The 12,400-nt window shown below is 33.0% G+C and carries 9 protein-coding genes and 1 tRNA gene; all 10 read right to left on the bottom strand.

All coding sequences use genetic code 11. The annotated features are described in order from the left end of the window. Nucleotides 1-5: 5 nt before the first annotated feature. The 10 genes from B8977_RS15100 to B8977_RS10920 all read right to left on the bottom strand — a co-directional run bounded on the left by B8977_RS15100 (nucleotide 6) and on the right by B8977_RS10920 (nucleotide 12,271). Nucleotides 6-1,853, bottom strand: a complete 1,848-nt coding sequence (locus tag B8977_RS15100) for a restriction endonuclease subunit S (RefSeq protein ID WP_084017766.1) — start codon at nucleotides 1,851-1,853, stop codon at nucleotides 6-8. Further along, complete coding sequence (locus B8977_RS10965) at nucleotides 1,843-3,333, bottom strand: type I restriction-modification system subunit M (protein WP_084017765.1); 1,491 nt, start codon at nucleotides 3,331-3,333, stop codon at nucleotides 1,843-1,845. The genes B8977_RS15100 and B8977_RS10965 overlap by 11 nt, the downstream gene beginning before the upstream one ends. Before the next feature lie 4 nt (nucleotides 3,334-3,337). Continuing rightward, the gene (hsdR, locus tag B8977_RS10960; RefSeq protein ID WP_084017764.1) at nucleotides 3,338-5,683 is read right to left on the bottom strand and encodes an EcoAI/FtnUII family type I restriction enzme subunit R; all 2,346 of its coding nucleotides are present in this window, start codon (nucleotides 5,681-5,683) and stop codon (nucleotides 3,338-3,340) included. 118 nt (nucleotides 5,684-5,801) lie between these two features. Further along, nucleotides 5,802-6,350 carry a DUF4352 domain-containing protein gene (locus B8977_RS10955; RefSeq protein WP_084017763.1) on the bottom strand — a complete coding sequence of 183 codons (549 nt, stop codon included), beginning with the start codon at nucleotides 6,348-6,350 and terminating at the stop codon, nucleotides 5,802-5,804. A 1,191-nt stretch (nucleotides 6,351-7,541) separates the two neighbouring features. Next, nucleotides 7,542-8,444: a hypothetical protein gene (locus B8977_RS10945; protein ID WP_143736468.1), complete on the bottom strand. Its 903-nt coding sequence runs from the start codon at nucleotides 8,442-8,444 to the stop codon at nucleotides 7,542-7,544. Between the two features lie 7 nt (nucleotides 8,445-8,451). After that, the gene (locus B8977_RS10940; protein WP_084017760.1) at nucleotides 8,452-8,742 is read right to left on the bottom strand and encodes a helix-turn-helix domain-containing protein; all 291 of its coding nucleotides are present in this window, start codon (nucleotides 8,740-8,742) and stop codon (nucleotides 8,452-8,454) included. A gap of 71 nt (nucleotides 8,743-8,813) precedes the next feature. Continuing rightward, a complete protein-coding gene (locus B8977_RS10935; protein WP_084017759.1) occupies nucleotides 8,814-9,626 on the bottom strand; it encodes a hypothetical protein in 813 nt (270 codons plus the stop codon). Nucleotides 9,627-9,637: 11 nt separating this feature from the next. After that, on the bottom strand, nucleotides 9,638-10,852 hold the full coding sequence (locus B8977_RS10930) for a tyrosine-type recombinase/integrase (RefSeq protein ID WP_159447486.1): 1,215 nt from the start codon (nucleotides 10,850-10,852) through the stop codon (nucleotides 9,638-9,640). A gap of 245 nt (nucleotides 10,853-11,097) precedes the next feature. After that, nucleotides 11,098-11,184 (bottom strand) — tRNA-Ser (locus tag B8977_RS10925). A gap of 52 nt (nucleotides 11,185-11,236) precedes the next feature. After that, nucleotides 11,237-12,271 (bottom strand): asparaginase, encoded by a 1,035-nt coding sequence (locus tag B8977_RS10920; RefSeq protein ID WP_084017757.1) that lies wholly within the window; start codon nucleotides 12,269-12,271, stop codon nucleotides 11,237-11,239. Between the last annotated feature and the right edge of the window lie 129 nt (nucleotides 12,272-12,400).

Genomic DNA, 12,400 nt, shown 5'->3' with positions numbered 1-12,400 from the left:
TCTATTTAATTTACTTCTTTCCCATTCCCTTTGGGAGTAAGATTATTCTTTTTCAACCATTCGATTGCATCAAAAAATTCTTGACGGTCAATTTTCAGTTTTGCTTCGTGCCAGTTTTCTCTTGCTTCTGACACTATAGCATCGCTATCAATGTGAGATTTTCGGACAATTAAGTTATTCCAACCTGTGTAGGTAGTTGCAATGACTTCCGCAATTCGGGTAGTTTTCATATCTGCAAAAAGATTGATGACTCTCTTTACTTCATTCAAATTAGTTTTCAAATCTTGTACACATCTCATCATAAATGGATTAAAATTTTCGGCTTTTATGTATTTATGACCATCGTAATTTTCTCCTTTTATTTCCTGCGTGTAGAACCATTTTTTTTCATTTGCCAAAGGTTCTACTACGTTCACCAAATGCTTAAAATCAGCGGGTCCAGCAGTCATTTTTATTGCTTCTCTTCCAAAATCTAAATTTAGGTGTTTTTCAAGAATCTCAACTGTTTTTTCTCCTTTTGTTCGGTATAATGATTTTCCAATTTTTTCGTGAGCTTCCAATGCGAGGGCAATAATCATCGCTTGTTTATCTGCTTTTTTCTTTGCATTGAATTTCTTAGTTCGTGCAAAATATGGATCAATTACTGGTTGAGTAATAGGAATAACTTTTGCTCTCCTCAACTCTCCTTTAAACGCACTATCCAATACGCTGTTTTTTAGCCTTTTTAAAGCCTCTAATTTATTTTGGTAGTGTAGGTTTAGTTTTTGATTTTTCTCGGTTGTTTGATTTAGATACTCAACTATGCGTTGTTGTTCAGATATTGTGAGGAATGGAATTAATAATGTCTTCCAAAATTCAGTAGTTACTCTTGGCATTCTTGCTCCCGAACAACTCAAATTCACTTTTTCCAAGAAAAAAGGAGACCTCAAAAAATACAAAATATATTTTTCGTCGAACATATTTTTATCTACTGTAAATGGAATAATTTCAGTTGTTGCAATTCCATCAAATTCAGCCAAATAAACTTTATTTAAATATGGTCTTAACTTGCCATATAAAATATTTTCTTTTTTGAAAATAACTTTACTGCTAATGCTCTCCGAACCCTTAATTGGCTTAAAATTCACCAGTTTCCCTGAATTACTTTCGATATTTTCAAGTCCAATTATACTATATTCTTTATCGTGTTCGGGAGTTATGGTTTTTCGACTCACAGATACATAATCTAAAAAGGAAACAAACTTATCAGAGTTTCTAAACACCTCATCTAAAACACTTTCATTAAGTTGTTTTAATTTTTGGATATTTTCTTCTATCAAAGCAATCGTTGGGTCTAATTTTTCAAAAGTTTTATCTAAAACTGAAACAATTTGCTTTTGCTCATCGAGGGAAGGTATATTAAGACTAACTTCTTTGATTTCCCTCAAATGAAGATTTGGGACACCAACCCCTTTTAGCCTCGAATTAAATTGTTCTTTTGCCTTAGGTGAATTTATGAAGTTAAGCAAGAATTTGGGTAATATATCATTTTTGGGGCGAAGTAAAGCTAAGCTCACATAAATATCAAATACTAATTCTCTGTCTACGATTGCAGCAACTCCGGTAGTTCCGTTTTTAGCTAAAAGTATATCATTGATTTTGGGAGATACTCTTTTTTGTAGTTGATTGTGCAATTCCTCAGACACATATTTAACATCATTCCAATTGATTTGTCCTTTAGTTACATTTTTAGACGATAGGAAGATAACTCCTTTCTCTTCGTATTTTGGAGTGTGATGTGTGCCATCTGTAATAATTTCACAAACATCATTTAATGTAGTTTCTTCCCAACCTTTTGGCAACTTATCTTTCATAACCTTTCTGAATTAAGTTGTCAATTTCAGCCAAAAGCAAATTGATATTTTTATCATTGCTTTGGATGTCTGCTAAAATTTCGTTTGGAGATTGATGGATTATTTCTTTTTGCTTTGTTGGATTTTTACCACTCAAATCGTAATTACGCTTTCGTATTTCGTCAGCGGTTACAAGCCAAGAATTTTCTGTTGTAGCACGTGTTTTATACAATTCTACAAAGTCAGCAATATGCTCGTATTGTATCGGTTTATTTTTTGTGAGTTTCTTTTCTAAATTAATTTCGTAATACCAAACATCTTGTGTTCCGCCTTTACGTTCAAAAAATAAAATACTCGTTTTAACAGGGCTATATGGTAAGAATATACCCATTGGTAAACTCAATACCGTATGAAGATTAAAATTATCTAACAAATCCTTTTTTACAGCCGTAAATGCGTTATTGGCTTGAAACAAAACTCCTTCGGGAATGACAATACCTGCTTTTCCATTCAAAGCCAATTTTTTCATAAAATGTTGCAAAAACAATAATTCTGTTGCAGAACTTTCAACTGGAAAATTATTTTGGACTTCCTTCTTTTCCTTACCACCAAAAGGCGGATTGGCGAGGATTACGGAGTAACGGTCTTTCTCCTGAAAATCTCGGATATTTTGGGTAAGCGTATTTTGCTTGTAGATGTTCGGGCTTTCGATACCGTGCAAAATCATATTCATCACTCCCATTACATACGCCAAAGGTGTCTTCTCGTTTCCGAAAAACATCCCTTCTTTGATGTGTTTTAATTGAGTGGTGCTGTACTCATTTTTCTTTTGTATCACGTAATCAAATGCTTGAATCAAGAATCCTGCACTTCCAACCGCACCGTCATAAATGGTATCATTTACATTTGGTTCAAGCACATCAACCATTGCTTTGATAACAGGACGAGGCGTGTAGAATTCCCCTGAATTTCCGCCATCGCTTCCCATTCCTTTGAGCAGGTTTTCATAAATAATACTTAGCTCAAATAAGTCTTCCTGACTTTGAAAACTAAGGTCTGCAATATTTTCTATGACTTCTCTTAGTGTGTGTCCGCTTGCAATTCGGTTATTGATAAACTCGAAAACTGCTCCAATTTTATATTTTACAGTTTTTACTTCCTGCGGATTGGATTTGAAACTTTGCAAGTAAGGAAACAGTTCGTTGTTTACAAACTGGATGAGGTCATCTCCTCCCATTGCTCCTTTCAAATCATACATTCCATCTTCTTTGAGTGGATAAGCCCAATTATCCCAACGGAACTTGGTGTCAATGATGTATTTGTATTGTTTGCCATCAATGAGAGCATCAGAGGCTTTAGTTTCTTCGTAATCGTGTAGATATTTTAAAAATAAAATCCAACTGATTTGCTCGGTATAGTGCATTGCTCCGCTTATTCCATCGTCTCTGCGGAGAATGTCTGTAATTCTGTCTATTCTTGATTGTAAATTCACTACTTTCATATCCTTACACTGCCTGATACATTACTTGCTGTAATTTGTAAAAGGCATTAATTAAATTATTCGCATTGCCAAAAACCTTGGCAGCTTCCTGCGTTGTTCCTAATCCATTCAACTGAATGAGTTCGGAAAGTTTATCTCTTTTCAACTCTTCAATTCCGTCTCTTTTGTATCGGTCTAATACAAAATATAAAAATTGTTGAGCCTTTTCATTTTCGTATGTTTTAAAAAAATCTGATTTCTGTTTGGTGGTTTCTGCTCGGTGCGTTCTTGTTACCAATTCTTTACTGTAACTTATAAATGCAAGCAAATCAAACACATCGCTTTCTTCTGCTTCAAACATCTTTTGGAGCGTTTCAATTTGCTCATCGTCAAAACCTGTTTGTCCTAATTTCGTGAGAAGTTCCTCTCTTGTTTCGGGCTTGCTCCACAATTCTCGAAGTTGTTTTTCACTACTGAATAAATTGGGTAAAAATTCAATTAACTTTTCCAAAAACTCAGAAACTGTAAGCGGTCTTCCATCATCTCCAACGTAACGAATTTCTATGTCTGTAATACGAAGATTACGTCCGTTACTTAGTTTGACTACAATTTTTTCTTTTGGCGGTTCAGGTGTTATGAAGCCGTCATCGCCTGTATCGTCATTATCGCCAGTTGGATTTGGTTTAGGCTTTGGCTTTGTTGGTGGTTTGGGGTTTACATCATCTCCACCATCAATTATGATTTCTTCATCTGGCAATCCGTCCCATTCTTTATCATAAAAATTATTTGTTGCTCCCGTAAAATCGAGAATAGTAAAAAAATCTTTATTGTCAAAAACACGAGTTCCTCTACCTACAATTTGCTTAAATTCTACCATTGAATTGATGACCCGAACTAAAACAACATTTCTTACATTTCGGGCATCTACGCCAGTGGTAAGCATCTGAGATGAGGTAAGAATTACAGGAATGTCTTTATCATTATCCTGAAATCTCTCCAAAAGTTGTTTTCCAATATCTCCTTCATCGCTTGTAACTCTCACACAATAATGTGGGTCGTTTACAGATTTGTGCTTGTTGATTGCATCTCGCATCATCAAAGCGTGTTGTTGATTGACACAAAACACAATGGTTTTATCCATTTCTCGGATATTCATCAGAATTGCCCGAGCTATTAAGTCCGTCCTGTCTTCAACAATAATTTTATTTTCAAAATCTGAAAGTCCATACATTCTATCCTCAAGCTCTCCACTTACTACAATGTCGTCTTTTGTTGGAATGTATTCGTCAATATTGGTTCTAATACGTTTGACTTTGTAAGGTGTCAAAAATCCGTCATTAATTCCATCTTTGAGAGAGTATTCATAAACAGGTTTTCCGAAGTAATTATAAGTGTTTACGTTATCGTTACGTTTCGGAGTTGCTGTAAGTCCTAAATGAACAGCTGTACTGAAATAATCTAAAATATCTCTCCAAGAACCATTTTCATTGGCAGAACCTCGATGACATTCGTCTATGATAACAATGTCAAAAAAATCAGTGGGATATTGTTTGTAAAAACCTCCAATATTTTCTTTTTCAGCAATAGCCTGATAGATGGCAAAAAATACATTGGCATTGGTCGGAACCTTCCCATTTCTACTTTTTATCTCATCCCCATTGATTTTTACCAAATCTTTTTCTAAAGGATTGAATGTGTTGATAGCTTGGTCAGCCAAAATATTTCGGTCAGCCAAAAACAGAATTTTCGGTCTTCGCTCCATTTTGTCCACAGTCCAACGAGCTGTAAACAATTTATAGGCTATTTGGAACGCAATAAAAGTTTTTCCTGTTCCAGTTGCCAAAGTCAAAAGGATACGTTTTTTATCTTCTGCAATTGCTTCTACAACTTTATTTACCGCAATTTCCTGATAATATCGAGGTTTAAAATCCCCAGTCAGGTAAAATGGAATACTTAGTAGTTTTTCTTTTATACCATTTTTTTGAATGAAAATCCTATTGTATAGCTCTTCAGGGTTGGGATAATTTGAAATAAAATCTCCTTTTCCCATAGAAATACAAAACTCATAAATTTGCTTACCGTTACTGGAGTAAACAAAATCAATTTTTAATTTTTGAGCATAGTCAATGGCTTGTTGCAAGCCTTCTGTTGGCTGTTTATCGTAGCGTTTAGCTTCAATTATTGCCAATGGGACATTTTTATATCTTAAAAGATAATCTACAAATAAGCGTTCTCCTCTCTTGTTTCCAGAAAGTTTTCTACCGTCTGTAAAGTAATATTCCCGAACAATACAAGATTCTTCCCATTCAGCCGATTTTAGCTGTGGGTCAATAAACTTGGCTCTTGTGTCGTGTTCTGAAAATGACGTCAAATTATAATATCCTCATATTGTGTGCTGCAAATATAATCGTTAATATAAAAAACAGATGATAGAAAACAAAAAAGCGAACATTGCTGTTCGCTTTTTATTAATATTTTTAGTTTCTTCGTTATTCTATATTTCCAAGTTCAATTAAATCCTTTTTACCTGAACGTCCTGGTCTATAATAGGCTACTCCTTTAATTTCAGCAGGTATTTTATAAACTATGTTAGTAGTTTTTGAAGTTAAAGGATTAATTTGGTCAAAGAATAAACCCCAACCCTCAGCCATTACAACTTCAGACTTGTCATACAAATATTCTTGCCCATTATAATTTATTAATACTTCTCCTTCAAAAATTGCTCTACTTTCATTACTTGTATTTTTGAAAGTGGTATTAATTATCAAATACCGAGTTCCTTCTTCTCTGGGAAGATTAGAAAATTCGTTTCCAGTATTAACTCTGTCATCAACACCTGCTGAATTCACGGTTACATCAAAATACTTTGTGGGTAAAGTTTCTCCAATTTTTTTAGTAGTTGAGACATCTGCATTTACGGATGTCCCTCCCGAACTTGAATCTGATTCATTTTTGTCATCATCCATACTTCCAAATGCAATGAACATGAATGATGCTAAAGCCATAGCTGAGATTGAGTGCTTTACACTTCTTTTCATAATTTACGTTTTAAAATTTATAATTAATTGATTTATTTAAAATTAAAAAGGGTAGAAAGAAACCTATCAAATAACAGAGAACATCTACCATATCAAAAGTTCCTTGTACTAATCCAAAAAATTGTAATATTTCTGATCCTATAGCAACTAAGGGCACTATACTTATCCAAAATGTATTTTGTTTGGAAATCGACTTTCTCCAGATGCTAAGCATTAGACATACATATGAAAAAATCCACAAACCATCAGGAAGTGAATACAAGAACCAATCAGGAAAATATTGAGAAATGAGAACGCTTTTTTTTCTCAAATTGCTCTCAATAACATTAATTCCGATTGCCTCAAACCACGAGAATATTTTAAGAGTAGAGGTTCTAAAAAGAATATAAATAGCACTCCCAATCAAAAGGCTAACAATATGTAAGCTGAATATATGTAGGTTACTTTTTTCGTATTTTATAGTATTCATAGATTTCCTAAAATTTTATTCATCTAACACAAATTATTATTGATTTGCATTAAAATTTTCAAAATTAGTTTGAGTACTTTGGAAATCCTTACGGGAAACCGTAAACGCAATAAAAAAAGCGTACCGTGCATCACGTTAGCTTACAGAGGCTCGGCAAAGCCTAAACAGAAATAACGGAGCAGGTACGCCAAACTGGCGTACTTTATTATATCCGTCCTAACTGTTTGATGAATTTTGCCGATTCCTGTAAACAAGGACTTTTAAAAAGTACTATATTCTAAAACCTTTAAAAGGTCTTTTATTATATTTTTATCTGGAACAAAGATAATAAAGTTACTTTATTCCTTCTCTCTAAATTAAAAATTGAAAATAGCTTCATCTGACTCTACACTATCGCTTTTAAATATTTATTTTATAAAATTCAAATTTGCCACAAACTACCTACAATACAATTAATTACCTTATTTTTAATGAGACAGATTGAAAAAATTTGCGAGACAAGTCCTCAAAAAACATACTACATTTCAATTGTCTCAAGATTTTGAGGTTAAGAATGTAACTTATTCTCTTCTACACCTACTTTTCTACTTCTTTCTAAGAATTTATCATTTTTTAATGATTGTCTCACTGTCTCAACTCTGAAATAATATTTATTGGATTAATTGTAGTTATTATTTATGTTCCCCTTTTTCCACACATATAGCATGTTTGGAAAAAGCAAATTATTCATTAATCAAATAATCCATTTTTTGTATTATTTGTAAAAATATTTCATCATTGAAACTTTCGATTTTACGCTCGGAATGCAGGCGATTATATTTTTGTTTACGTTTCTTATAACTTTCCATATTGACTTTTCTGAAGGTTTTCCAATAATCCGAATTTTTACCAGCAAACAAAAGTTCTAAATCCTGATTTTTAATCCCCTTCAAATCAAATAATTCATCAAAAATAATTCGCTCAAAATAATAAAGAAATTTAGTTCTCAATTTACATATTACATCTTTACTCTTTAAAGATTCTAAATTCGGAGCAACAACCATTTGCTTCTTACCTCTAAGTTCAATTTCAGTTCTTAACAAGTTTCTTCTAATTGCCTCACCATAATGTAAATAGTTTTCCGTTGTTTTATTATAAGATTTTACACTTATCTGCTCCATAATTATCTTTTTACCATAAGCCTTCGTCCCTTTCAACATACTATTAAATGGTTTATTTTTATAGTGCAATATTGAATTCCAATATTCATCAGCATATTCAGTTTCAGTATTTACACCTATTTCCAGCTTTGAAAGTTTGAACAGCTTTGAATTGATACCCAAAAATTCAGACAATCTATCTATACTTTCAACTAACTCTGAATGAGCAAAGTCTGAGTAATTATTTTCCTTTTGAAATTTATGGAGAGAATTACTGACAATTAACTCATCATTTCTTAGATTTAATCTTATTCCTTCTAACTCTGCATTAAAACTTTTTACTAATAGTTCATTTCCACTGTGATAAATTGGCTTGTACATAGTACCTCTCCATTCAAATGGTATCATATTTTTTTCAGATCGGTAATATCTATCTAATAAATCCTTAGGCAGGTGCGTAACCTTGCTAACTTGATAGTCTATCACAACCTTACTATTTAGACTTGAATTTTATCGAGTTTATCTTCTCTCTCAGAGCCTCGTTTATCTCAGATTTTTTGTAGAGAACACGATGTCCGATTTTCTCTGCTTTTATAAGCCCTAACTTAGAATAGGAGTCTAATGTGCCGAGTGATATATGAAGTTTTCTGGCAGTTTCTTTTCGAGTGAAGAATTCATCATCGTCCAACTGATTACTTGGATTTTGAGAACCTAAAGCATCTAAAACTGACCGTTTAATAATCGCTTCTAAATCATCTACCGAAAGTGTTATAAATTGTACCATTGTTATTTGTTTGGCACAAAATTGAGTTTACTCGGTTTCCGATTTATGGCTGTTATTTCCGATTTCCGGAATTATAGTTCCAGATATTTTTCTTTGAGTCTAAAATAATGATTTAGTCTTGCACTACTGGTTGATTTATCAAGTGATTTAAAATTTCCTATGCCGTAAATTTTATCATAATCTTTTTCTCGGATTAGTTTCTCATCTTTCAACCAACACATAAATTCTTTGTGAGGAACATTCCTAAGCAAATGATCTTTTTTCATCTGTTGAAAAATGAAACTAATATCACTGTAGGGATCAATACAAAATTCTTTCATAAATTCATTGAGCAAATCTAAAGCTACTTTATTTACAAAAATTGTATTATCGTAATCATGATTCATTATTGAATTGTATGTAGTATTTAAGTAAGTAAGAAGCGGTGAATAATTGGACAAAATATCATTATTTTGATACAGACGAGCAATCTCAGAAATCTTATATTCATTATCCACAAAATGCCCAAAATCCACCTCAAGGAATTTTTCCATCAGATAGGAATCGTATGTTTTTCCGCCAATATGGTTTCCTGTTTTGAACCCATCATTTCTCATTCTTTCAAAAATTCTCAAAAACTGAACAAGATGAGGTTTAAACATTTCCTTTACAAACGTTTCCTTTTCCTCTGCCGAAAATTCCTTGTCCGTAATTATTTCAGAAAACAAAATCCCAACTTTATTAGAATAGCTATCCATATATTTTTTAATAAACTCTGCTTCACGTTCTCTCTCATCCGACGTTAGATTGTATTCCGATAAGTTTTTAGATTGGTAAATCCGAGAAAACCGTATAGCAGCCTCTTTATTCCGTTTCCTCAGTTCTTGATATTTATAGGATTCCATTAATATAAAATTTAATTAGACACCTTCATTTGAACAACCTTTGCTTCTTTATTCTTCCCCTGCTTCTTTTCTTCCATATTGTCATGAATTTTTGCAAGACGGTCTGCTTTCTGCTTGTCATTTAGTTTGATATAAGTTCTGAGCGTTTTTATACTTGCGTGTCCAGTAGCAGTCGAAATATCCTCTAAATCCCAACCACTTTCTGCCTTCAAGGTTGAAAAAGTCCGGCGTGCAGTATGACTTGTAACTAACAAATGTCGAGGTTTAGTTATCCTGACCACTTTTCCTTTTACATTCTGCTTTATCTCCTGCTCTCGTTTGAGAGTTTCACACAGCTTAGTTACTTCCTTTAAATAAGAATTGAAATTACTTTCCGAAATAGGCTTGGGAAGATTATACTCGTATTTTTCAAATATAAGTTTGACGGAATTCCAAAATGGTTGTGTGATTATCTTATCAGTCTTCTTCTGTTTAATTACAAGGTATTTTCCATCTTCTATATGATTTTTATTGATTCTGATAAAATCTGAGAATCTTAACCCTGTGTAACAACCCAATAAAAATTTGTCCCTTACCCTGTCAAGTTTAGGGCTTTTGGATAAATCCAGATTCTCAATTTCTTCCAACTCTGACTGCGTTAATGATATGGTATCCGCCTCTGTATAGGGAGTAACAAACCGTTTCAAATTTATATTCATCTCCCTGATGTATTTGCAGTCAATAGCGTAGTTAATAATTGTTTTTACAAACTTAAGTTTGCGGTGGATAGTTGTTTCTGCATAGAGTTTTTCCGTACGCATATATTCAATAAAATCATTTCTGAAATTTTCATTTATGGTTTCAAATTGAATTTCATATTTATACTTTTTGCCAAATTCGATTAATCCCTTTTTTACCTCACTGTATTTTTCTGCCGATTTTGGCTTGTTTTCCGCAAGCATCCGTTTTTCGTATTCATCAAACACTTCCAGTAAAGATTTATGTTTCTTTTTGGAAAACTGGGGTTTGCTCTCAAAATATTCCAGTTCAAAGAGATTCTTTAATTCCTTTGGCTCCGGTTTCCGACCAAACTCCTGTGTAATCCTTTCAAAAAGTTCCAGAATCACATTTTCCATTTCGTTTAAGGTTCCATTAATAGAAAAATCAGCTTTAATTGAATTCCGCACCCTTCGTTTTTGCTTATCCCAAAACTTTGGGTCAACAACCTGTTTGGTGTAAATCTTCACTCTTTTGTTATCATACCTGAACAACAAGATTATAGAGGTAGGAGATTTATTTTCCTTCAATACAAAAGTTACACTTGCCATCTTGAATTATTTATCGATAAAGATAATAAAAGGGGACGGTAAAAAGGACGTATTTTTTAATTTTATTTGAGTTTAGATGATTCGAAAAATTGTAATGAAATAAAAAATGCGCTGATTTTCAGCGCATTTAAATCTCAACTAAACTTAAGTAAATTTCTTATTTGCAGAGAGGAAGGGATTCGAACCCTCGATACAGTTACCCGCATACTACCTTTCCAGGGTAGCTCCTTCAACCACTCGGACACCTCTCTATTTGGGTTTGCAAAACTAAGTAAAAAAAGGTTATACGCAAAAAATGCGTAATTAATATTCAGTCAAATGGGTCAATTCTCCCCGTAAATCACTTTCATATTGATTTCTAAACTCTTCCGGAGTTAAATTTTGACCTAACAAAAATATCGTTTTGGCAACCGAAGCTTCAGTCGTCAAATCAAATCCGTTCAGCGCTCCGATTTCCACAAAAATCTCGCTTGTTTCGTAACGACCGATTTCCACCATTCCACCGGCGCATTGCGTATTGACTATTATGTACATTCCTTCATTTGATTTTTTTCGAAGTAAATCTTTGAACCAATCCTGTGAAAATACATTTCCTGAACCAAATGCTTCGATGATCATTGCTTTAAGCTTGGGCGTATCAAACATGTTTTCGATAAAAGCCTGACTCATTCCAGGAAAAATTTTAATTAATCCCAATTCGGTATTTAGATTTTTATTTACAGAGAATCGAACCTCATTTTCAGTTCTTAAAACGTGTTTTCTTACGTCTAAATGAATTCCCGATTCACCTAAATCGGGATAATTCGGAGATTCAAATGCATCAAAATTTTCCGCATTTATTTTTGTGGTACGATTTGCGCGCAATAATTTATATTCGAAATAAACACAAACTTCACCAATTCTCGGTTTGCCATTTTCATGCAAAGATGCAAAATGAATCGAGGTAATTAGATTCTCTTTAGCATCTGTCCTCAAATCCCCTACAGGCAATTGTGAACCTGTAAAAATTACAGGCTTTTGCAATCCGCTCAACATAAAACTAATTGCCGAAGCGGTATAAGCCATCGTATCAGTTCCGTGTAAAACTACAAATCCGTCATACTTTTCATAATTTTTACTGATGATTTCTGCCAATTCAATCCAGTGATTTGGATTCATGTCAGATGAATCAATCGGTTTATCAAAACCTGTATAACTGATTTCACTGTCAATTAAAGATAATTCCGGAATGTATTTTATTAAATTTTCAAAATCAAATGGTTTCAAGGATTGATTGGAATAATCTTTAGCCATTCCGATTGTACCTCCTGTGTAGATTAAAAGAATTTTTGTAGCCATGTTTGTAAAGTCGTTGCAAGTTAGAGAATTCAACGGTTTTCTGCAAAATGAAGTCAGAATTAAATCTAAATTAAATTTATTAACAAAATTAAAATGGAATAAAAATTGTTTTACCTTTAATTAATTATT

The sequence above is a fragment of the Moheibacter sediminis genome (genome assembly GCF_900176425.1).
Lineage (GTDB): Bacteria > Bacteroidota > Bacteroidia > Flavobacteriales > Weeksellaceae > Moheibacter > Moheibacter sediminis.
The sequence above is the reverse complement of the archived record's forward strand: the minus strand, read 5'-3'. Positions and strand labels throughout refer to the sequence as shown.

Coding starts and splice junctions, on each gene's coding strand:
- B8977_RS10935 (WP_084017759.1), bottom strand. CDS start 9,626: ATGGAATCCTATAAATATCAAGAACTGAGGAAACGGAATAAAGAGGCT.
- B8977_RS15100 (WP_084017766.1), bottom strand. CDS start 1,853: ATGAAAGATAAGTTGCCAAAAGGTTGGGAAGAAACTACATTAAATGAT.
- B8977_RS10940 (WP_084017760.1), bottom strand. CDS start 8,742: ATGGTACAATTTATAACACTTTCGGTAGATGATTTAGAAGCGATTATT.
- B8977_RS10965 (WP_084017765.1), bottom strand. CDS start 3,333: ATGAAAGTAGTGAATTTACAATCAAGAATAGACAGAATTACAGACATT.
- B8977_RS10955 (WP_084017763.1), bottom strand. CDS start 6,350: ATGAAAAGAAGTGTAAAGCACTCAATCTCAGCTATGGCTTTAGCATCA.
- B8977_RS10920 (WP_084017757.1), bottom strand. CDS start 12,271: ATGGCTACAAAAATTCTTTTAATCTACACAGGAGGTACAATCGGAATG.